The organism is Pedobacter sp. D749 (assembly GCF_019317285.1).
Lineage (GTDB): Bacteria > Bacteroidota > Bacteroidia > Sphingobacteriales > Sphingobacteriaceae > Pedobacter.
The window spans coordinates 4028079-4049312 of the sequence record NZ_CP079218.1 but is presented as its reverse complement, the minus strand read 5'-3'; the positions used below and the strand labels follow the sequence as shown (position 1 = coordinate 4049312).

At 37.9% G+C, this 21234-nt stretch carries 34 protein-coding genes; 30 read left to right on the top strand and 4 right to left on the bottom strand.

The genetic code is table 11. The features are described from left to right. Window positions 1-29: 29 nt before the first annotated feature. The 7 genes from KYH19_RS16395 to KYH19_RS16365 all read left to right on the top strand — a co-directional run bounded on the left by KYH19_RS16395 (window position 30) and on the right by KYH19_RS16365 (window position 5131). Complete coding sequence (locus KYH19_RS16395) at window positions 30-200, top strand: hypothetical protein (RefSeq protein ID WP_219075873.1); 171 nt, start codon at window positions 30-32, stop codon at window positions 198-200. A gap of 575 nt (window positions 201-775) precedes the next feature. After that, complete coding sequence (gene rpsL, locus KYH19_RS16390) at window positions 776-1189, top strand: 30S ribosomal protein S12 (protein ID WP_029278631.1); 414 nt, start codon at window positions 776-778, stop codon at window positions 1187-1189. A gap of 17 nt (window positions 1190-1206) precedes the next feature. Continuing rightward, window positions 1207-1674 carry a 30S ribosomal protein S7 gene (gene rpsG, locus KYH19_RS16385; RefSeq protein ID WP_056097505.1) on the top strand — a complete coding sequence of 156 codons (468 nt, stop codon included), beginning with the start codon at window positions 1207-1209 and terminating at the stop codon, window positions 1672-1674. 129 nt (window positions 1675-1803) lie between these two features. After that, on the top strand, window positions 1804-3918 hold the full coding sequence (gene fusA, locus KYH19_RS16380) for an elongation factor G (protein WP_219075872.1): 2115 nt from the start codon (window positions 1804-1806) through the stop codon (window positions 3916-3918). A 164-nt stretch (window positions 3919-4082) separates the two neighbouring features. Then, window positions 4083-4388 (top strand): 30S ribosomal protein S10, encoded by a 306-nt coding sequence (gene rpsJ, locus KYH19_RS16375; protein ID WP_008244591.1) that lies wholly within the window; start codon window positions 4083-4085, stop codon window positions 4386-4388. Window positions 4389-4488: 100 nt separating this feature from the next. Then, the gene (locus KYH19_RS16370) at window positions 4489-4728 is read left to right on the top strand and encodes a hypothetical protein (protein WP_132398542.1); all 240 of its coding nucleotides are present in this window, start codon (window positions 4489-4491) and stop codon (window positions 4726-4728) included. Window positions 4729-4855: 127 nt separating this feature from the next. Next, window positions 4856-5131: a hypothetical protein gene (locus KYH19_RS16365; RefSeq protein ID WP_219075871.1), complete on the top strand. Its 276-nt coding sequence runs from the start codon at window positions 4856-4858 to the stop codon at window positions 5129-5131. Between the two features lie 424 nt (window positions 5132-5555). Here the strand turns inward: KYH19_RS16365 and KYH19_RS16360 are convergent, their stop codons facing one another. From KYH19_RS16360 to KYH19_RS16350, 3 genes are all read right to left on the bottom strand, one after another. Next, window positions 5556-5750, bottom strand: coding sequence for a YtxH domain-containing protein (locus KYH19_RS16360; protein WP_219075870.1), 195 nt, complete (start codon window positions 5748-5750; stop codon window positions 5556-5558). A gap of 10 nt (window positions 5751-5760) precedes the next feature. Continuing rightward, entirely contained in the window at window positions 5761-6123 is a 363-nt protein-coding gene (locus KYH19_RS16355) for a hypothetical protein (RefSeq protein ID WP_219075869.1), read from the bottom strand. Window positions 6124-6232: 109 nt separating this feature from the next. Continuing rightward, entirely contained in the window at window positions 6233-6880 is a 648-nt protein-coding gene (locus KYH19_RS16350) for a hypothetical protein (protein ID WP_219075868.1), read from the bottom strand. 136 nt (window positions 6881-7016) lie between these two features. On the opposite strand from KYH19_RS16350, the gene KYH19_RS16345 reads away from it, so the two are divergent. Continuing rightward, on the top strand, window positions 7017-8360 hold the full coding sequence (locus KYH19_RS16345; protein WP_132398552.1) for a deoxyguanosinetriphosphate triphosphohydrolase: 1344 nt from the start codon (window positions 7017-7019) through the stop codon (window positions 8358-8360). Between the two features lie 189 nt (window positions 8361-8549). On the opposite strand, the gene KYH19_RS16340 is transcribed toward KYH19_RS16345, so the two are convergent. Then, entirely contained in the window at window positions 8550-9161 is a 612-nt protein-coding gene (locus KYH19_RS16340; protein WP_132398554.1) for a hypothetical protein, read from the bottom strand. Between the two features lie 172 nt (window positions 9162-9333). Here KYH19_RS16340 and KYH19_RS16335 point away from each other — a divergent pair, with 172 nt between their 5' ends. From KYH19_RS16335 to rplR, 22 genes are all read left to right on the top strand, one after another. Continuing rightward, window positions 9334-10590, top strand: coding sequence for a prephenate dehydrogenase (locus tag KYH19_RS16335; protein WP_132398556.1), 1257 nt, complete (start codon window positions 9334-9336; stop codon window positions 10588-10590). A gap of 9 nt (window positions 10591-10599) precedes the next feature. Next, the gene (locus KYH19_RS16330) at window positions 10600-11187 is read left to right on the top strand and encodes a hypothetical protein (RefSeq protein WP_219075867.1); all 588 of its coding nucleotides are present in this window, start codon (window positions 10600-10602) and stop codon (window positions 11185-11187) included. 195 nt (window positions 11188-11382) lie between these two features. Next, a complete protein-coding gene (locus KYH19_RS16325; protein WP_121283868.1) occupies window positions 11383-12216 on the top strand; it encodes a sulfite exporter TauE/SafE family protein in 834 nt (277 codons plus the stop codon). Continuing rightward, entirely contained in the window at window positions 12216-12611 is a 396-nt protein-coding gene (locus tag KYH19_RS16320; RefSeq protein WP_121283867.1) for a DUF1634 domain-containing protein, read from the top strand. The genes KYH19_RS16325 and KYH19_RS16320 overlap by 1 nt, the downstream gene beginning before the upstream one ends. A gap of 19 nt (window positions 12612-12630) precedes the next feature. After that, window positions 12631-13014 carry a hypothetical protein gene (locus KYH19_RS16315; RefSeq protein WP_219075866.1) on the top strand — a complete coding sequence of 128 codons (384 nt, stop codon included), beginning with the start codon at window positions 12631-12633 and terminating at the stop codon, window positions 13012-13014. Between the two features lie 279 nt (window positions 13015-13293). Continuing rightward, the gene (rplC, locus tag KYH19_RS16310; protein ID WP_029278646.1) at window positions 13294-13911 is read left to right on the top strand and encodes a 50S ribosomal protein L3; all 618 of its coding nucleotides are present in this window, start codon (window positions 13294-13296) and stop codon (window positions 13909-13911) included. A 4-nt stretch (window positions 13912-13915) separates the two neighbouring features. Further along, the gene (gene rplD / locus KYH19_RS16305; protein WP_121283865.1) at window positions 13916-14545 is read left to right on the top strand and encodes a 50S ribosomal protein L4; all 630 of its coding nucleotides are present in this window, start codon (window positions 13916-13918) and stop codon (window positions 14543-14545) included. Between the two features lies 1 nt (window position 14546). Further along, entirely contained in the window at window positions 14547-14837 is a 291-nt protein-coding gene (gene rplW, locus KYH19_RS16300; protein ID WP_025145221.1) for a 50S ribosomal protein L23, read from the top strand. A 20-nt stretch (window positions 14838-14857) separates the two neighbouring features. Then, on the top strand, window positions 14858-15682 hold the full coding sequence (gene rplB / locus KYH19_RS16295; protein WP_132398562.1) for a 50S ribosomal protein L2: 825 nt from the start codon (window positions 14858-14860) through the stop codon (window positions 15680-15682). Continuing rightward, a complete protein-coding gene (rpsS, locus tag KYH19_RS16290; RefSeq protein ID WP_010599906.1) occupies window positions 15682-15948 on the top strand; it encodes a 30S ribosomal protein S19 in 267 nt (88 codons plus the stop codon). Before rplB ends, rpsS begins: the two co-directional genes overlap by 1 nt. Window positions 15949-15955: 7 nt before the next feature. Then, window positions 15956-16318: a 50S ribosomal protein L22 gene (gene rplV, locus KYH19_RS16285; protein WP_132398564.1), complete on the top strand. Its 363-nt coding sequence runs from the start codon at window positions 15956-15958 to the stop codon at window positions 16316-16318. Between the two features lie 7 nt (window positions 16319-16325). Further along, a complete protein-coding gene (gene rpsC / locus KYH19_RS16280; RefSeq protein WP_025145218.1) occupies window positions 16326-17177 on the top strand; it encodes a 30S ribosomal protein S3 in 852 nt (283 codons plus the stop codon). Between the two features lie 40 nt (window positions 17178-17217). Next, entirely contained in the window at window positions 17218-17640 is a 423-nt protein-coding gene (gene rplP, locus KYH19_RS16275; RefSeq protein WP_010599903.1) for a 50S ribosomal protein L16, read from the top strand. 73 nt (window positions 17641-17713) lie between these two features. Further along, on the top strand, window positions 17714-17926 hold the full coding sequence (gene rpmC / locus KYH19_RS16270; protein ID WP_025145217.1) for a 50S ribosomal protein L29: 213 nt from the start codon (window positions 17714-17716) through the stop codon (window positions 17924-17926). A gap of 13 nt (window positions 17927-17939) precedes the next feature. Continuing rightward, window positions 17940-18194: a 30S ribosomal protein S17 gene (gene rpsQ / locus KYH19_RS16265; RefSeq protein ID WP_010599901.1), complete on the top strand. Its 255-nt coding sequence runs from the start codon at window positions 17940-17942 to the stop codon at window positions 18192-18194. A 1-nt stretch (window position 18195) separates the two neighbouring features. Then, a complete protein-coding gene (rplN, locus tag KYH19_RS16260) occupies window positions 18196-18564 on the top strand; it encodes a 50S ribosomal protein L14 (protein ID WP_010599900.1) in 369 nt (122 codons plus the stop codon). Window position 18565: 1 nt separating this feature from the next. Further along, a complete protein-coding gene (gene rplX, locus KYH19_RS16255) occupies window positions 18566-18907 on the top strand; it encodes a 50S ribosomal protein L24 (RefSeq protein ID WP_029278653.1) in 342 nt (113 codons plus the stop codon). After that, window positions 18904-19470, top strand: a complete 567-nt coding sequence (gene rplE, locus KYH19_RS16250) for a 50S ribosomal protein L5 (RefSeq protein WP_086547740.1) — start codon at window positions 18904-18906, stop codon at window positions 19468-19470. Before rplX ends, rplE begins: the two co-directional genes overlap by 4 nt. Then, window positions 19470-19739 carry a 30S ribosomal protein S14 gene (gene rpsN / locus KYH19_RS16245; RefSeq protein WP_025145214.1) on the top strand — a complete coding sequence of 90 codons (270 nt, stop codon included), beginning with the start codon at window positions 19470-19472 and terminating at the stop codon, window positions 19737-19739. Before rplE ends, rpsN begins: the two co-directional genes overlap by 1 nt. Before the next feature lie 154 nt (window positions 19740-19893). Beyond that, window positions 19894-20292 (top strand): 30S ribosomal protein S8, encoded by a 399-nt coding sequence (gene rpsH, locus KYH19_RS16240; RefSeq protein ID WP_010599896.1) that lies wholly within the window; start codon window positions 19894-19896, stop codon window positions 20290-20292. Window positions 20293-20310: 18 nt separating this feature from the next. Continuing rightward, window positions 20311-20868 carry a 50S ribosomal protein L6 gene (gene rplF / locus KYH19_RS16235; RefSeq protein ID WP_121283862.1) on the top strand — a complete coding sequence of 186 codons (558 nt, stop codon included), beginning with the start codon at window positions 20311-20313 and terminating at the stop codon, window positions 20866-20868. 5 nt (window positions 20869-20873) lie between these two features. Further along, window positions 20874-21227, top strand: coding sequence for a 50S ribosomal protein L18 (rplR, locus tag KYH19_RS16230; RefSeq protein ID WP_090501109.1), 354 nt, complete (start codon window positions 20874-20876; stop codon window positions 21225-21227). The last annotated feature ends 7 nt before the right edge of the window (window positions 21228-21234 follow it).

Below are 21234 nucleotides of genomic sequence, written 5' to 3'. Positions count from 1 at the left end.
AGGTTTATTCATTATTAATCAACTTGAAAATGAAAGCAATTAAAGTTTTAAGCATCGCTTTATTAGCCATGTTTACCTTTGCAACGGTTAATGCGCAAACTGCAGCACCTGCAAAACCAACTACAGAAAAATCTATGACTAAAAAAAGTCATAAAAAACATCATCATAAAAAACACACAAAAAAAGCAGCTAAAGCTTAGAAAAGGAAAGTCTTTCAGGTAAAACTGGAAGACTTTTTTGCATTATTTAATGTTTAGGTGAGATAGATTGCTTCACGCCATCGCCATTTCCCTCGCTTAGGTTCGCAATTGACGACAAGAAGAAGGAATAGCCTCAACTCCTGAATCATTAGATAAAAAAGCCAACTTAAGCCTGCTTTGCAACCTAAACCCGATATACGTGGAAAGCGAGTCCTTCACGAGCTTGTAACATTAGCGGGGCCGAACCCAGCCTAAGGATAGTGAAACTGCTTTCCAAATAAGCGTATAATAATGATGAAACGATGCCTAGGTGACTTGAATGTTTAAGGCGAGAAAGATTGCTTCACGCCACTATCATTGCCTCTGCTTCAGTTCGCAATGACGACAAGAGAAAGGAAGAATTGCAACTCCTTAATCTTCAACTGAAAACTGATTAGTGCCAACTGAAAAATTTTTACGCTAACCCCTTGATTTTTAAAAAGAATTGTTCTACTTTTGCAGTCCGTTTTATGGGCTATCTGCAAGGATGCCGGGGGAGCGGTAAATTTTTTAATAAAAAAACATAAAAAAGCACAATGCCAACCATTCAACAATTAGTTAGAAAAGGTAGAGTAGCACTGGAGTTCAAGAGTAAGTCTCCAGCGTTGGACAGCTGTCCACAGCGAAGAGGTGTATGTACACGTGTGTACACCACTACCCCTAAAAAACCAAACTCAGCAATGCGTAAAGTAGCCCGTGTTCGTTTAACGAACGGTAAAGAGGTGAATGCTTACATTCCTGGAGAAGGTCACAACTTACAGGAGCACTCAATCGTATTGATCCGTGGTGGTCGTGTTAAAGATTTACCAGGTGTACGTTACCACATCATCCGTGGTGCATTAGATACATCAGGTGTGGCTGGTCGTAACCAACGTCGTTCTAAATATGGTACTAAACGTCCTAAACCAGGACAGGTAGTTGCGGCACCAACAAAAGGTAAAAAGAAATAATCGGGAGGAAATAAGAAATGAGAAAGTCAAAACCAAAAAAGAGAATTATTCTTCCTGATCCAAAATTTAATGATGTTCAGGTAACTCGTTTTGTAAACAATATGATGTACGATGGAAAAAAATCTATCGCTTATTCAATTTTTTATGATGCTGTTGAAATTGCTGAGAAAAAAGCAGGTGAAAACGGTTTAGAGATATTCAAACGCGCATTAACTAACATTATGCCAGCTGTAGAGGTTAAATCTCGTCGTGTTGGTGGTGCTAACTTCCAGGTTCCAACTGAGGTTAGACCAGAGCGTAAAACAGCTTTAGGTATGAAATGGTTAATTTTATACGCTCGTCGTCGTGGTGAAAAAACCATGAAAGAGAAATTAGCTGGTGAAATCGTAGCTGCTGCTAAAGGTGAAGGTGCTGCTGTTAAGAAGAAAGAAGATACGCACAAAATGGCTGAGGCTAACAAAGCGTTCTCTCACTTCAGATTCTAATTTAGGATTAACAGATTAGTAAGATTACACAGATTTAATTAGAAGATTATACTGATTAGATAAATTACACCGATTTGTTTTAACATAATCGGTGTAATCATTTAAAATCAGATAAATCAAAAACATAACATGGCAAGAGATTTAAAATTTACAAGAAATATTGGAATCGCGGCTCACATTGATGCGGGTAAAACTACAACAACTGAGCGTATCCTTTATTATGCTGGTGTAAGTCATAAAATTGGTGAAGTGCACGAAGGTGCTGCAACAATGGACTGGATGGCACAAGAGCAAGAGCGTGGTATTACCATTACTTCTGCTGCAACTACTGTTGATTGGAATTACAGGGGTCAAAAGTATCACGTTAACGTGATTGATACTCCAGGTCACGTGGATTTTACCGTAGAGGTAAACCGTTCACTACGTGTACTAGATGGATTAGTATTCTTGTTTTCAGCTGTTGATGGTGTTGAGCCTCAATCAGAAACAAACTGGCGTTTAGCAAACAACTACAGTGTACCTCGTATTGGTTTCGTTAATAAAATGGACCGTTCTGGAGCAGACTTTTTAAAAGTTGTTAAACAGGTTAAAGAAATGTTGGGTAGTAATGCAGTTCCGTTACAATTACCTATCGGATCTGAAGACGGATTTAAAGGTGTGGTTGATTTGATCAACAACCGTGGTATCGTTTGGAATGAGCATGATAAAGGGATGACCTTTACTGAAGTGCCAATCCCAGAAGATATGATTGATGAGGTTGCTGAGTGGAGAGAGAAATTGTTAGAATCAGTTGCTGATTATGATGAGTCTCTAATGGAAAAATTCTTCGAAGCGCCAGAAACAATCACAGAACGCGAAGTTTTAGATGCTTTACGTGCAGCTGTTTTAGATGCTAAAATTGTACCTATGGTTTGTGGTTCATCTTTCAAAAATAAAGGTGTACAAACTATGCTTGATTATGTGATGGAATTATTGCCTTCACCTATGGATAGCGAAGGTGTTATTGGTACAAACCCAGATACTAACGAGGAGGTTTTATTAAAACCAAGCATTAGTGAGCCATTTGCAGCTTTAGCTTTTAAAATTGCAACCGATCCATTCGTAGGGCGTTTATGTTTTATCCGTGTTTACTCGGGTAACTTAGAAGCAGGTTCTTACGTGTATAACTCTCGTTCAGAAAATAAAGAGCGTATTTCCCGTATCTTCCAAATGCATGCTAACAAGCAAAACCCTGTGCCAAATGTGGCTGCTGGTGATATTGCTGCGGTAGTTGGCTTTAAAGATATCAAAACAGGTGATACGCTTTGTGATGAGAAAAACCCAATCGTTCTTGAGTCAATGGATTTCCCAGAACCAGTTATCGGTTTAGCTATTGAGCCTAAAACTCAGGCTGACGTTGATAAATTAGGTATTGGTTTAGGTAAATTAGCTGAAGAGGATCCTACATTTAGAGTTCAAACAGATCAGGAAACTGGTCAGACTGTTATCTCTGGTATGGGTGAGTTACACTTAGATATTTTAATTGACCGTTTAAAACGCGAATTTAAAGTAGAGGTTAACCAAGGTGCACCACAGGTAGCTTACAAAGAAGCTATTTTCGGTTCAACAACACACCGCGAAACATACAAGAAACAATCAGGTGGTCGTGGTAAATTTGCTGATATTTCAGTAATTATCTCCCCAATTGATGCTGATTTTGAAAAAGGTGGTTTACAGTTTGTAAACGAAATTACAGGTGGTTCAATTCCTCGTGAGTTTATCCCTTCAGTAGAAAAAGGTTTTGCTGCTTCTATGGCAAATGGTGTATTAGCTGGTTATCCACTTCCTGATATGAAAGTTCGTTTAACAGATGGTTCATTCCACGCGGTCGATTCAGATGCTTTATCATTTGAGCTTGCTGCTAAAATGGCATACCGTGAGGCTTTACCTAAATGTAAACCTACTTTGATGGAGCCAATCATGAAAATCGAAATCTTAACCCCTGAAGAAAACATGGGTGATGTGATCGGTGATATGAACCGTCGTCGTGGTCAGTTATTAGGTATGGATACCCGTAACGGATCTCAGGTAATTAAAGCAACTGTGCCTCTTTCTGAAATGTTTGGTTATGTAACGCAGTTACGTACCATCACATCAGGCCGTGCAACTTCTACCATGGAATTTGACCACTATGAAGCTGCGCCTAAAAATGTACAGGATGAAGTAATTGCTAAATCTAAAGGCAGAATTAAATCTGAAGACTAATTAGTATTAAGATAAAAGTATCAAGTATCAAGATGGATTATCAGTCTTGATACTTAATACTAAATACTTGCTACTAAGTACTTGCTACTAAATACTTGCTACTAAAAGATAAATCCGGTTTCTGTTGTTAATAGCTCTAACAGGAAACCATAATTAAAAATAAGATGAGCCAAAGAATCAGAATTAAATTAAAATCTTACGATTACAACTTAGTAGATAAATCTGCTGAGAAAATCGTAAAAACTGTTAAACCTACGGGTGCAGTGGTTAGTGGTCCGATTCCACTTCCTACAGAGAAAAAAATCTTTACTGTTTTACGTTCTCCACACGTAAACAAAAAAGCTAGAGAGCAGTTCCAATTGTGCGCTTACAAACGTTTATTGGATATTTATAGCTCTAACTCTAAAACAGTTGATGCTTTAATGAAACTTGAATTGCCTAGCGGTGTTGAAGTTGAAATCAAAGTTTAATTGATTTTAAAAAGAACAGAAAAGGTCTCGATGCAAATCGAGGCCTTTTTTTATGCATTCAAATTCCAAAACAAAAGCTGTGCAGACTGGTTGTAATAATATGACTAAGGATAAGGAACAAGAAGAATTACCAATTGAGGGACAGGATTTTGCCGACCCAAAGGAAGAACTAACAAATAAACCTTCTTCACATGGGGAAGTGGCCAATCAAAAAGACGGTGATTTTTCAGAACTGGAAAAAAGTAGAATGGAAAATCCACCAAAACATCGTGATGAAAATGGATCAACCAAAGACGATTTGGATAGTAGTACAGAGATTGATCAAAGTGAAGGTGTATAGTAACTGCAATTGACTGGCGGATCGGTAAGATGAGGTGGAAAGACTGGGCAATATATAAAGGGATCTGTTAAACTTTTTTTATTGTGCCAATGTTGTTAAAGGAGATTATCTACAAATAAAAATGGCTATGGAAAGTAACGAAAATAAAAATGTTGATCCTAATGCTGGGGTTAACCACAATGACGAGCATATAGAATGGGATAATGGAGAGGCTACTTACGGCCATAAACGCACTGATTTTAAACGTAAGGATGAACCAGAGGCATCGCATTTATTGAAAACAGAAAATGATCCTAATCATGCTGTAAATGAAAATTTAAATAATTCAAATTTAAGTCAGGGTGAAGACATTGGAAACAGAAATAAGAATAATGAGAAGGGTTTAAGTGGGAAAGATTTATGATTTAGTTATAAAGAGACTATTCTTATAGAATAATCCCTTTACAAGACTTATGCATTTTCCGGTAGATGGAATTTATTTAGGATTCGACAACTGTAATGCGTTAATTAAGTAGCAAATGCCCTTAAATAGTTAGTTAATGATTTTTTAATCTTTGTCGCGAATCCTACAGTACAGCAAATTTCAAGAACTTATGGTAAATTCACAAAGAATCCGGTTTTAAGATATTGATATATATCAATTTTGTGTCCCGGTAATGTGTACTCATTAACCCAAACTTGATTAATAAACTGCCTTTAAGATCTAGTAGATCTTTCAATTCTAAGTAGGTATACTCACCTGTAGTGCAGCAGAAAACTCCGTAGTAAACCGTGCTTTAAGCGGGTTTACCTAAGCTAATTTATTTGGGTGATAATCTATAACATTATTAATATAACTCGCTGGTTTGCCGGTAATCCTGCTTTATTTTTGTAGTATAATTATTAATTTCATCGACATATTCCGGAACTTTTTCCTTAAAGTCATCAATTAAAGATTTTCCATCAGTTGCACGCTTTTTTGTGGCGTATTTAAAACCGTATACAGCTGCTGCGCCTAAAATTGCATATTTTAATAATCCCATAACCGTCTCTTTATATTCCTGTATTTAATGCATGGTTTTCATCATCCTCATTGATGCCGGCATTTGCTTTAAAATCTTCAGATGAACTCCCGGTATGGCTTTCAGCACTCTGTATGGTTGGGTTTTTATCAGCACTGTTATATGCATCATCGCTAAGCGAATCTTTACCCTGTGTACCAGAATTATCGAAACCATCTTTTGCTAAAGGATTGCCTTTAATCAATTCGCTTGGTTCCTTTCCATAAGCGGTTACAACATTGGTATCATTGCCCTCTTCGTAAGCTTTCTGCACATCAGATTTTTCTTCTTTTCCACCATCTGGTCCTACGTAACCCTCAGTGTGTTCTTCCTTATTATAGATGCTCGTTTTCATACTATTATCGCTTTACCAATAAACAGGGCGAAGGCCAAATAGTTTGAATCAGGATAAATCAATAACAGTATTAACAAAAAAAAGGCAGATATTTCTATCTGCCTCCGGTTTAATTTTTATATGGGAAATTCCGTGATATTTTTCGCATCATCCGCTCTACCATATCATCAGTAGAACTCATAATGTTATCGTCCATTGTTTTAAAGAAACGCCACAATAATTCCCCGTCCGCTCCATTATTTATGGTTAAGAACATGGTGCCTGTTCCAGATTTACCTCCAAAACCACCGAATAAAACCGCTGAGGCAATTGCGCCAGCTTCAGTTTTGGTTTGCTCTGTTTCAAAACGGCCACCAATTACGGCATCAACTCCAAGTATTTTAGCTATTTCATCTTTAGTAGTTTCGTCTAACTTATTTAAAACTCCAGCTTTTTTTAACAGGATATTTGTTTTATCAACATCCTGAAAAGTTACGGTATAGTCTGAAGCTTTTCTTAACAAAAAAGTGTACATGCTTGCCTGAATAGACCTGGCCATTGATTCTTCCTGACTTTTGTTTGCTTCTGCACTAAAATTTTTTGGTTGTTTCCTGTAAGAGATTTTTACTTCGAAAGGTAAAATGGCTACAATTTTGTGCGTTTTGATCGTTTCTTTCAGTTTTGGACTTTCAAAAATTTGCTTCGAGCCTTCAAATTGTGCTTTGGTTAAAACCGTAAAGCAGCATATGATTGCGAGCGTTAATAAGATTTTTTTCATTATTTGTTTGTTTAATTTTCTGGTGAATATAAAGATATCTTTTAATGAATGTAATTTAATTTTAACTGAAGCTTTATGCTTAACCATTTTCCCGTTTTGTTTAACTTGCGCCAAATTTTAAATGCCAACGGGATAAATGGAGTGGAAATATTTACTTTCGAATAAGAGATACGGACAAGAGCAATATGGTGCCAGCACAGATCGTGCACGGTCAGATTTTCAGCGTGATTACGACCGGTTAATTTTTTCGTCTCCTTTTAGAAGATTGCAGAATAAAACCCAGGTTTTTCCATTGCCTGGAAGTGTTTTTGTACACAACCGCTTAACCCACAGTTTAGAGGTGGCAAGTGTGGCCCGTTCAATGGCAAATATATTTTTAAAAGGTATAGAAGAACATCAGCCACAACTTATTAAAGATGTTCCTTTAATTAATGAAGTAGGTAATATTGTGGCTGCTGCTGCTTTAGCGCACGATTTGGGTAACCCGGCTTTTGGCCATTCAGGAGAAGCAGCCATCTCGCGCTACTTTACCGATGGTGATGGTAAGGTGTATCAGAAGGAAATGAGCGAAACACAATGGCACGACTTGATTAATTTCGAAGGAAATGCCAATGCCATCCGCATTCTTACTCATCCGCTAAAGGGAAAAGGAAATGATGCCTATGCGCTTACTTATTCTACTTTGGCCTCTATAGCTAAATATCCATGTGCCTCGATTGCCGGTAAACAAAAAGGCCTTTTGCACCGTAAAAAATACGGTTTCTTCCAGTCAGAAGAAGAGAGTTTTAAAAAGATTGCAGCCGAACTTCACCTGGCGCAGGAAGATAATGAATACCTCATTTATAAACGCCATCCTTTGGTTTACTTGGTAGAAGCTGCTGATGATATTTGTTACAGCATCATTGATCTGGAAGATGCACACCGTTTAAAAATTCTGTCGTATGAAGAGGTGAAAAACTACCTGTTACCTTTTGCCAATTCAACAACAATAGAAGAACGTTTAAAAAACGATTACGAAGACGATGATGCCAAAATTGGTCTGCTCCGTGCTAAAGCGATTAATACCTTAACCAACCAATGTGCTGCCATATTTTTTAGAGAACAAGAAAAACTATTAAAGGGTGAACTCAATTATAGCTTAACCGATCTATTACCCGAACCGTATATCTCGGCCTGGATAGCCGTTGAAAAAATCTCAGTGGAGCGCATATACAATTTCTCGTCGGTTATACAGAAAGAGGTAGCAGGGTACAAAATTATGGCTGGTTTATTAGAAGAGTTTGTTCCTGCACTTATTCATAATAATACACACTATTACAAAAAACTGGTTAAACTTATTCCTAAACAGTATCATACCGATTTGACCGATATTTATTCTATTATACAGAGTGTACTGGATTTTGTTTCTGGAATGACAGACCTATACGCCGTAGATTTATATCGGAATATTAAGGGAATATCTTTCCCGTCAGAAACCTAAAGCTGTACTTCTAGGTAAAATAACCCGCTCACAATTTGCCAATTAAAGGAACTGGTATTGGCTTTGATTGAATTTTCAGTGGTGTCAGATGTTGCCATCTGACACTCATTCAATTCGAACAATTTAATCTTTGTGCCAGATACAAGCAATTTCCCCGTGTTGATCTGCGCATCTGTGGCTAGATCTTTTTTATCTTCCCCGGCCATCATCCCATTTATTCCGTTCGTCCTGAAGCTCACGGGCAAGTTTCATTTCTTTATCTTTTGCCTTTACTTTATGCGCCTGAAATTCATCGGCTACTTCCTGGTAAAGCGCTGTTCTGTACTTTGCTTCGTGCCTAAATTTGCCAGATTGGAAAATAACAAAGGCCAAACCTATACCTAACAGAATAATAATGGTCCACACAATGGTATTATAAGTGCCTTTATCAAAAGAAATTCCTAAAAACTTAATTTCGTTCAGCGAAGCGGTAGCATTGGCCAGCGAGCTCTCTTTTCCGGTTACTTCTCCTTTTAAACTCGAAATATTGCCTGCCTGTGCCTTAATTTCCTGCCTGGCTTCCTGCAATTGCTTGCGTTCCTTTTTCAGCGTATCGTTAACACTTTTCCATAAAGATGATAACCTTGAAGGATTGATCAATCTTGCGCCATACAAACTTTTAGATTTTTTTAACATGAACTGATACTGTCCATTTAGAGATGGATCAGTATTCTTGGTCGTGTCTGGCTTAACTTGCCCAAACGCAACGTTTAAAAATAGCATAGCGCCTAAAAACAATAGGGTGTGTTTAATTTTCTGCATAGTTTAAATATAGGTGTTTGAATGTAAAACTACATTTTTATCTATTTCCCTGTTTAATATTTTTAGGTGAAGTTTAGGAACGATAGATCAAAATGTTTGTGTTTAACATGTTAAATAACAATTTTATCTAAGTTTTATTATAAAATTATTTGCGATAGGTTACATTTGTTTCATGCAAATAGGAATTATTGGTTTAGGCGATATGGGCAAATTGTACGCTGTATCGTTTGTAAATGCAGGTTATAAAGTATTTGGGGCAGATATGCCCTTACGTTTTGCAGATTTAAAAAATGAGCTGGAACCAAAAGGAATCGAAGTTTTAATTGATGGCCATGAGGTAGCGCGTAAATCTGACTTTATCATCTATTGCGTTGAAGCCGAAAAAATTGATGAAGTGGTAGCTGTTTTTGCGCGCTCTACTAAATATGGTGCAATTGTTTCGGGCCAAACATCGGTTAAACATCCGGAAATTGCTGCTTTTGAAAAATACCTTCCAAACGATACCCAGATTGTAACCTGCCATTCTTTGCATGGTCCTGCTTTTAGCCCTGAAGGGCAAACATTAGTGGTGGTGCGTCATCGTGCTACAGATGAGGTTTATGCGCAGGCCCTTGAGGTCTATAAATCTTTAAAATCGAACATTATTGAAATGGACGATTACAGGGAACACGATCGTATTGTAGCCGATACACAGGCTGTAACACACATGGGTTTCGAGAGCATGGGCTCTGCATGGAAAAATGCCGGTTTCTTCCCCTGGGATAATCCTGCCTATGCGGGTGGAATTGATAATGTGAAAATTTTGACTACGCTGAGAATTTTTAGTTATAAATCTCACATTTATGCAGGTCTGGCCATTTTAAACCCTTATGCACAAAAACAGGTAAAATATTACGCGCAGGCAGAATCTGAGCTATTTAAACTGATGATCTGTGAAAATGAAGCTGAGTTTAGGGAAAAGATTTACGCTGCCCGCGATTTTGTTTTTCATGAAAGTCGTTCGCTTTTACTGTTGGATGATAAGATCATGAAAGAATTCAGCCTATCGGATGCCAGCCATAAACAAAAACCCAATTCGCATTTAAGTTTGCTGAGTATGGTATATGCCTGGTATAAAATGGGCGTAAATCCTTACGATAATCTGATCTGCCAAACGCCTCCTTTTAAATTGAGATTGGGTATTGCCGAATATCTTTTCAAGAATGAAGAAATGCTCGAAGAATCGATTCATACCGCATTATATGATAAATCTATTCGTGGTGATGATTTGGAATTCCATACCGCCGTGCACGAATGGGCATCGATTATTGGTTATGGTGATTTAAAAGGGTATAAAGAACATTTCGAAGCTGCCAAATCATTTTTTGCCAACCGTTTAAATGATGGTAGGGATTTGAGTGCAGAAATGATTAAGCGATTGGGTAAGTAACCACTAAGAATGAAACCCATTTTAAATAAACCTGAACTGGTTTCGCAGCTGGAGGGAGAACTAAAAGAGATAGAAATACTTTGTGATGAGTACGATAGCGGAAACGAATCTGTTATCTATCCGATTGCAGAGCGAATCGTGGTGATTTTCCATAACTCCGGTCAGGCAAAAGCATTGGTAAGTCAGCTTAAATTAAGTCATCTCGATCTGTATTGCAGTTCTGAGATTTACAACTCCAAAAGCCTCACCAATTTTATAGGGTTGTTAAAACTGACACATTGTGCTGAAAAGGGGTGGAGTTATTTGGCCAAATTAGATCGTTCTGCTTTAACAACCGTATCGCAAGAAAACTGGTGGAACAATAAAAAAGTGATTGTCGATTCGGATGGTTTGCCTTTTACCAGAGCTAAAATAATTAAATCGCTGGCTAGTTCCAGTCCATTATCGCTAAATACTTCAGGCTGGACAGTTAAAGATGCGAATGGCAACAAATCAACTATTTCTCCAATAGCCGAAACAGTAAGGCAAATTGCTTTCGAACTACTTGAAAGTTTTCGGGGTGTTGATTTGAGTAAGGAAAGCAAGCTTTATAAGTAATTATGGAATGAGAGAATTATTGAATTTTGAATGAATCAATTATTGAATGAGTAAACGCCTATTCTTCTCTATTATAAAACTCACCTACTCAATCATTCACTCATTTAAAATTCTATTTATCCATATAACATATAGACTTTATTTTATTCGCTTAATCTTTCGTTTCCCCAAAAACAGTGCATTATATTTGCCCGCATGTCGGTATTGCTGTTTACGATTATCGTTTTATTAGGTGCCTTTTTAGCCGGATTATTAGGTTCGCTAACAGGCTTAGGGGGAGGGGTAATTATTATTCCCTTACTTACTTTAGCCCTGGGTGTAGATATTCATTATGCCATTGGTGCATCTATTGTTTCGGTAATTGCGACCTCTTCAGGCTCGGCTGCAGCTTATGTGAAGGAGGGCATCACTAATATCCGGATCGGGATGTTTTTGGAAATCGCGACCACAATAGGGGCGGTGTGCGGGGCAATTGTAGCCGTTTACCTCAATGCCAATTACATTGCCATTCTTTTCGGCTGTATCCTCATCTTTTCTGCCATCATGACTTTAAAGAAAAAGGTAGACCATAGCACTCTTGATGATACCGATAAATGGGCCAAATTTTTTAAACTGAACGGGTCTTTTCCCGATAAAGGTGTTGATCATCCTTATGCTGTAAAACATGTGCCAGGCGGTTTCCTGATGATGCTTTTTGCAGGAACATTATCCGGATTGCTGGGTATTGGGAGTGGAGCGTTAAAAGTAATCGCGATGGATAACATCATGCGTTTACCCTTTAAGGTATCAACCACCACCAGTAATTTTATGATGGGTGTTACCGCTGCAGCAAGTGCGGTAGTGTACCTGCATCGCGGGCAGATTGATCCTGGTATTGCCATGCCAGTCTGTATCGGGGTTTTAACAGGCGCTTCTTTAGGCTCTAAAGTTTTATTAAAGGCAAAAACAGATAAACTGAAAATTGTATTTGCCGTAGTGGTTGCCTTTTTGGCTCTGCAGATGATTTATAAAGGAATAAGCGGATTATAATGGGGACAGCAAAAAAAGAAAATCTGAATGATAAAGATATCCAGGTAATTCTGGGGACACTTTTGCGTGCTGGCGTAATCATTTCAATGAGCATTGTGTTAATCGGTGGCGCCATTTTCCTCATTCATAATAAAGGGGCTGTTACCAACTATAAAGTTTTTAAACCCGAGCTTAACAATTTTTCTTCCATCGCTGCGATATTTAAAGGTGTATTAACCTTTCAGGGTGATGCCATTGTACAGTTTGGTATCCTGATGCTTATTTTTACGCCAATTGCACGCATTGTTTTCGCTATTTTTAGCTTTTTAATAGAGCGCGATTACCTTTACGTTCTCATTGGGGTAATTATTTTAACCATCATAACCATCAGTCTAAATGGTGGGATAGCACATTAATTTTCGCTCAATATTATTATTGCAATATAAAGTAATAGGACTTGATGCAAAAGCTGATGCCATAGCTAAAAAGGGGATGCAGCTTTTTCCTGATTTCTTATATTTAAGGTTTTATGTGGCCCATGCTGCAATGGTTGATGGTGAGTTGGAAAAGGGCTTAAAGTTATTGAATAAAAAGTATAACCTTGATGAAGCATTTCCACAGCGGACAGCATTTGCCAAAGGTGAGTTTATGCTTTTTTATGCTGCATTGTGCCAATATTTTATGGCTAATGACAGTTTAATTGATGCCATCACCTGTAGCAATGCACTGATTATTGAAATTTATAAATACGCATGTAGTGAAAATGCGATACTTGATCTTTTACAGCTTATAAAAGCCAAACTGGGAGACGTATACTAAAATGCGAATGTTGATCAGATTAAAGCATTTTTAAACCAGGAATATGATCTAAATTGCTTTCAGTCAAATATATAGCTATGGCTTTAAACGCTCCAATAGCCCATTAACCTCACTTTTCAGGTTAAATCCCATTATATCAGCAATTTATTTGAAAAAATATTTGGCTAACTATTTGAAAATTAATAATTCTTGCCTATCTTTGCCGTCCCTTTCGGGGGATGTACAACCACCTTGAACGAAGCCCTACTGCTTCGATGGGTGTTAAAAAGAAAAGATAAAATGTCAGGAATTATTGGAAAAAAAGTAGGAATGACCAGTATCTTTGATGCCGAAGGAAGAAACATTCCTTGTACGGTAATCGAGGCTGGACCTTGTGTAGTTACACAGGTAAAAACCGAAGAAGTAGATGGTTATTCATCAATCCAGTTGGGTTATGATGAGAAAAAAGAGAAAAACACAACTCAACCATTGAAAGGCCATTTCGCGAAAGCAAACACAACTCCGAAACGCAAGCTGGTAGAATTCGATTCGTTTACAACTTCACTTAATTTAGGTGATGTAGTAACGGTTGATTCTTTCGCAGAAGGCGATTTTGTTGATGTTGTAGGTACCTCAAAAGGTAAAGGTTTTCAAGGTGTTGTAAAACGCCACGGATTTGCCGGTGTTGGTATGCAGACTCACGGTCAGCATAACCGTTTACGTGCCCCAGGTTCATTGGGAGCATCGTCATTCCCTTCACGTGTATTCAAAGGAATGCGCATGGCTGGAAGAACAGGTGGAGACAGGGTAAAAGTTCAGAACTTACAGGTTTTGAAAGTTTATGCTGAGCAAAACTTATTAGTAGTTAGTGGTTCCATTCCAGGAGCTAAAGGTTCTTACGTAATCTTAGACAAGTAATCAGATGGAAGTTAAAGTATTAAACATTTCAGGTAAAGAAACAGGTGCCAAGGTGCAACTTCCTGAATCGGTATTTGGTATCGAGCCTAACGACCACGCGATTTATTTAGATGTAAAACAGTATTTGGCTAACCAACGTCAAGGTACTCACAAATCTAAACAACGTAATGAGATTGCTGGTTCAACTCGCAAACTATACAAACAAAAAGGTACAGGTGGTGCCCGTGCTGGTAGCATTAAATCTCCGTTATTTAACGGTGGTGGTCGTGTTTTCGGTCCTCAGCCACGTGATTACAGTTTTAAATTGAACAAGAAATTAAAATCATTAGCACGTAAATCTGCTTTAGCTTATAAAGCAAAAGATAACAGCGTGGTAGTTTTAGAAGATTTCAACTTCGATACTATTAAAACTAAAAACTATACAAGTTTATTGGCTGCGTTAAACGTAGGTACTCAAAAAACTTTATTGGTTTTACCTGCACAAAATAATAATATCTATTTATCAAGCAGAAACGTTCAGAAAACTAAAGTGATTGCTGCAGCAGATTTGAATACATATGATGTATTAAACGCTGGTGTGCTTGTGTTAACTGCTGATTCTGTTAAAACTTTGGAGGAGGCATTTGCCAAATAATATGGAAATTTTAAAAAAACCAATATTAACCGAAAAAGCTTCAGCTTTAACTGAGAAATCTAACCGTTTCACGTTTAGCGTTAACCATAAGGCTAACAAAATCCAGATTAAAGCAGCTATTGAGAAATTGTACGGTGTAACTATCGTTGCAGTTAACACAATGGTTGTTGATGGAAAAGCTAAATCACGTTACACTAAAGCAGGTTTTGTATCTGGCCGTAGCCCGAAATACAAAAAAGCAATCGTAACGTTGAAAGACGGCGAAACAATAGATTATTACGCAACCCTTTAATTTAATAATTCATTATAACTATGGGCTTAAGAAAATTTAAACCAGTTACTCCAGGTACCCGCTTCAGAGTTGGTGCCAGTTTCACGGAGATTACAGCAACCACGCCCGAAAAATCATTGGTTGTATCATCAAAAAAGTCTGGTGGACGTAATAACACAGGAAAGATGACTATGCGCTACATGGGTGGTGGTCACAAAAAATCATATCGTTTAATCGACTTCAAACGCGATAAATTCGATATTCCTGCAACAGTAGCTACTGTTGAATACGATCCAAACCGTACTGCCCGCATCGCATTATTACATTATGCAGATGGCGAGAAGCGTTATATCATTGCTCCTGAAGGATTGCAAGTTGGTTCGGTATTATTATCGGGCGACACCGCAACACCAGAAGTAGGTAACACTTTAAAATTATCGAACATTCCATTAGGTTCTATTATCCACAACGTGGAGATTCACCCTGGAAAAGGAGCACAATTGGCTCGTAGTGCAGGTGCTTATGCACAATTAGCTGCCCGCGATGGTAAATATGCTACTTTAAAAATGCCTTCTGGCGAAACCCGTTTAATCTTGACTACTTGTCTGGCTACTATCGGTGCTGTATCTAACTCAGATCACGCAAACGAAGTATTAGGTAAAGCAGGTCGTAAACGTTGGTTGGGCCGTCGTCCGAGAACTAGACCGGTAGCGATGAACCCTGTCGATCACCCAATGGGTGGTGGTGAAGGTAGATCATCAGGTGGTCACCCACGTTCAAGAAATGGTGTTTTAGCTAAAGGCTTCAAAACCAGAGAACTTAAAAAATATTCTAATCGTTACATCATAGAGAGAAGGAAGAAATAATGGCTCGTTCGATAAAAAAAGGACCTTATATTGACCATAACGTAGAGAAAAAAGTAAACTCTATGAATGATTCAGGCAAAAAGTCTGTAATCAAAACTTGGTCTCGCAGATCAATGATTTCACCAGATTTCGTGAATCATACATTTGCTGTACACAATGGAAATAAATTTATCCCTGTGTACGTTACAGAAAACATGGTTGGTCACAAGTTGGGAGAATTTGCTCCAACCAGAACATTCAGAGGACACGCTGAAAAGAAAAAATAATTAGACAATGGAAGCAATAGCAAAATTAAACAATTGTCCAACCTCACCGCGTAAGATGCGTTTGGTTGTAGATCTTATCAGAGGTGAACGTGTAGAGAAAGCATTAAGCATTTTAAAGTTTACCAATAAAGAAGCAGCAATAAGAGTTCAGAAATTATTATTATCTGCTATCAAAAACTGGGAAGCTAAAAACGAAGGCACCAATGCTGAAGAAAACCAACTTTTTGTAAAAACAGTAATGGTTGATGGTGGCCGTCAGTTAAAACGCTTACGTCCAGCTCCTCAGGGCCGTGGATATAGAATTCGTAAACGTTCTAATCACGTAACGCTGATTGTAGATAGTAAAAGTACAGAAACAACTCAAAACTAATTAGGAAATGGGACAAAAAGCAAATCCAATAGGTGCCAGGTTAGGAATTATCAAAGGATGGGATTCTAACTGGTTCGGTGGCAACAACTACTCCGATAAATTAGTTGAAGATGAGAAAATAAGAAAATATCTTTCTGCCCGTATTGCAAAAGGCGGTGTTGCAAAAGTAGTAATCGAGCGTACGTTAAAACGTATCACGGTAACTATCCACACAGCTCGTCCGGGTATCGTAATCGGTAAAGCAGGTGCTGAGGTTGATAAAATCAAAGAAGAGTTAAAGAAATTGACTAAAAAGGAAATTCAAATTAACATCTTTGAAATTAAACGCCCTGAACTTGATGCACAATTAGTTGCAGAAGGTGTTGCAAAACAATTAGAAGCAAGGATCTCATTCCGTAGAGCAATGAAATCTTCTATCGCATCAACCATGCGTATGGGTGCTGAAGGTATCAAAATCATGACTTCTGGTCGTTTAGGTGGTGCTGAGATGGCACGTACTGAGCAGTACAAAGAAGGAAGAGTGCCTTTGCATACATTCCGTGCTGATATCGACTACGCTTTAGCTGAAGCCTTAACTACTTATGGTAAAATAGGTGTTAAAGTTTGGATCTGTAAAGGTGAGGTTTATGGAAAACGTGATTTGTCTCCAAACATTGGTGCAACAAACAACGGTCCAAAAGGCGCATCAGACAAACCAGCTTTCGGTGGAAGAGATAACCGTGGTGGTGGAAGAGATAACCGTGGCGGTGGTAACGACAGACGTGGTGGAAACCAAGGTGGTGGTCGTGGTCCAGGTCAAGGTGGTCCCGGAGCAAACAGAGGTGGTGGCGCAGGCGCTAACAGAGGTCCTCGTAAATAATTGATTTATTAACATCGTTTAACGATTAGAACAAAATAAAATGTTACAGCCAAAAAGAACGAAGTTCAGGAAGATGCAAAAAGGCAGAATGAAGGGTTTAGCTTCTCGTGGAGCTGAGTTAGCATTCGGATCTTTCGGTATCAAATCTCTAGAAGCTACTTGGATCACAAGTCGTCAGATAGAGGCTGCCCGTATTGCCGTAACTCGTTTCATGAAACGTGAAGGCCAAGTATGGATCAGGATCTTCCCGGACAAACCGGTAACTAAAAAACCTGCTGAGGTACGTATGGGTAAAGGTAAAGGTGCTCCTGAGTATTGGGTAGCAGTTGTAAGACCTGGACGCGTAATTTTCGAAGCTGAAGGTGTGCCTTTAGAAGTTGCTAAAGAAGCATTACGTTTAGCCGCTCAGAAATTACCGATCCAAACCAAATTCGTAGTACGTAGAGATTACGTAGAAGCATAGTAAAGTGTTGAGGTGAATGTTGTAAATACTTGTTTATTATAACCGCTACACTCAACGTAAAAGAAAAAGAAAAATGAAAAATTCAGAAATCACAGGGCTTTCAAAAGAAGAATTAGTAGCTAAGATTGCGGAAGAAAAAGAGAACTTATCAAAATTGAAGTTCGCTCACACTATTTCAGCTATCGAAAATCCTTCACGTATTGCAAAAGTAAGGAAAGACATAGCCCGTTTAAACACTGAGTTGACTAAAGTGAAAAACACTGAGTCAGCTACTGAAACTAAATAATTTGAGAGTCGACATGGAAAGACAATTAAGAAAAACAAGAACCGGGTTAGTGGTAAGCAACAAGATGGATAAGTCTGTTGTAGTGAGCGTGGAACGTAAAGTAAAACACCCGATTTATGGTAAGTTCGTAAAGAAAACTACCAAATTTATGGCTCACGACGAGAAAAACGAATGCGGTATTGGTGATACAGTATTGATTATGGAAACTCGTCCTTTGAGTAAAAACAAGAACTGGAGATTGGTACAAATTTTAGAAAGAGCTAAATAAGATGGTACAACAGGAATCGAGATTAAACGTTGCTGATAACAGCGGCGCAAAAGAAGTATTAGTAATTCGTGTGCTAGGTGGAACCGGCAAACGTTATGCTTCAATTGGTGATAAAGTAGTTGTTACCGTAAAAAGCGCGTTACCTTCTGGTAACATTAAAAAAGGTACAGTTTCTAAAGCAGTTGTTGTAAGAACTAAAAAAGAAATCCGTCGTAAAGATGGTTCTTATATCCGTTTTGACGATAATGCTGCTGTATTATTGAACGCACAGGATGAGCCAAGAGGTACACGTATCTTTGGCCCGGTTGCGAGAGAACTACGTGAAAAACAATTCATGAAAATTGTATCATTAGCACCGGAGGTATTATAAAATGGGAAACAAAGTAAATACACCATCAAAACTTAAAATCCGCACAGGAGATTTAGTTAAAGTCATTGCTGGCGATTCAAAAGGTCAACAAGGAAAAGTACTTTCAGTACTTATAGATAAAAACAGAGCCATTGTGGAAGGCATTAACTTAGTATCTAAACATACTAAACCAAATGCTGCTAATCCAAACGGTGGTATTATTAAAAAAGAAGCTGCTCTTCACATTTCTAACTTGATGTTGGTTGATCCAAAATCTGGTAAAGCTACCCGCGTAGGTCGTAAACTTAACGCAGATGGTAAATTAGTTAGAGTTGCTAAAATTTCAGGGGAGGAGATTAAATAATGGCTACACCTAGATTAAAAAGCAAATACAAAGAAGAAGTTGTAAATGCACTAAAAGAAAAATTTCAGTACAAAACTGTAATGCAGGTTCCTAAATTGGAAAAAATCTGTATCAATCAGGGTGTTGGTCGTTTTTCTGTTACAGATAAGAAAATTATGGATACCACTATCGTTGAGTTGACTACCATTACTGGTCAGCAAGCGGTTCCGGCTAATTCAAAGAAAGATATCTCTAACTTTAAATTACGTAAAGGTATGCCGGTAGGTGTACGTGTTACTTTACGCGATAACAACATGTACGAGTTCTTAGATCGTTTGATCTCTGTGGCTTTGCCTCGTATCCGTGATTTCAAAGGTATCAATGATAAAGGATTTGATGGAAAAGGTAACTATACATTAGGTGTTACTGAACAAATCATCTTTCCTGAGATTAATATCGATAAAATCAATAAAATTTTAGGTATGGATATAACTTTCGTAACTTCGGCAAAATCTGACGTTGAGGCTCTTGAGTTATTGAAACAATTCGGATTACCATTTAAAAATCAAAAAACAGCAGAATAATGGCAAAAGAAGGTGTAAAAGCACGCGAAGTTAAGCGCCAAAAATTGGTAGCTAGATACGCTGAAAAACGTGCAGTATTAAAAGCTGCAGGAGATTTCGAGGGTTTAGATAAATTACCTAAAAACTCATCTCCGGTACGTTTACACAACCGTTGTAAATTAACTGGTCGTCCTCGTGGATATATGCGTACCTTTGGTATTTCAAGGGTAACGTTCCGCCAGATGGCACTAGACGGTAAAATACCAGGTGTTAAAAAAGCATCTTGGTAATATAAAAGTATCAAGTATTTAGTATCAAGTAGCAAGAAACCAATTTGGTCTTGATACTTGATACTTATATCTATTTACTAAAAAAAGAATTTTAACCGGTAGCAGGTCCCACAGCTGGGTAGCAGAAGGAAACCACTATCAAAAACAATAAAAAATGAATACAGATCCAATAGCAGATTATTTAACAAGAGTAAGGAATGCCATTAAGGCCAACCACCGTGTTGTAGAAATTCCTGCATCAAACCTTAAAAAAGAAATTACTAAAGTTCTTTTTGACAAAGGTTACATCGCGAACTACAAGTTTGAAGATACTACAGTTCAAGGCACCATTAAAATTGCTTTGAAATACAATCCAATTACTAAAGTTCCTGCTATTCGTACATTAGTGCGAGTAAGTAAACCAGGTTTGAGAAACTATGCTGGTGTTGAAAATATGCCAAGAGTATTAAACGGTTTAGGTATCGCAATCTTATCTACTTCTAAAGGTGTAATGACCGATAAAGAAGCAGCCAAATTAAACATTGGTGGTGAGGTATTGTGTCACGTTTATTAATATTAGGAGAACAGCACAATGTCAAGAATAGGAAAAGCCCCAATTACAATCCCTGCAGGTGTTACAATTACCGTATCAAAAGATAACGTAGTAACTGTAAAAGGTCCTAAAGGTGAATTAACACAAGCAGTAGATTCAGATATCACTGTAAGTCAGGAAGACGGAATTTTAACAGTTCAACGTCCTTCAGAACAAAAGAAACACAAAGCATTACACGGTTTATATCGCTCATTGCTTAACAACATGGTTGTTGGTGTTACAGAAGGTTATAAATTAACTCAAGAATTAGTAGGTGTTGGTTACCGTGCTACAAACACAGGTAATACATTAGATCTGGTTTTAGGTTATTCTCACCATTATGTATTCCAGTTACCAGAAGAAATTAAAGTAACTACATCATCAGAAAAAGGTCAGACACCTAAAATCATTTTAGAGAGTACTGATAAACAACTGATCGGTCAGGTAGCAGCGAAAATCCGTTCGTTACGTGCACCAGAGCCATACAAAGGTAAAGGTATCAAGTTTGTAGGTGAAGTGTTAAGAAGAAAAGCAGGTAAATCAGCATCTAAAAAATAGTAATCATGGCAGGTAAAAAATTATCAAGAAGAGATCGTATTAAAAAAGGGATCAGAAAAAGACTTACCGGTTCAGAAGAACGTCCAAGGTTATCTGTATATAGAAGCAATAAAGGGATTTATGCGCAGGTAATTAACGATGTAACCGGTACAACAATAGCATCAGCATCATCATTATCGAAAGATTTTACTGGTACTGGAAACAAGAGCGATCAATCAGTTGCAGTAGGTAAATTAGTTGCCGAAAAAGCAATTGCAGCAGGTGTTAAAGAAGTTGTTTTCGATAGAAACGGCTATTTATACCACGGTCGTGTAAAATCGTTGGCAGAGGGTGCCCGCGAAGCTGGTTTAGTATTTTAATCTGAAG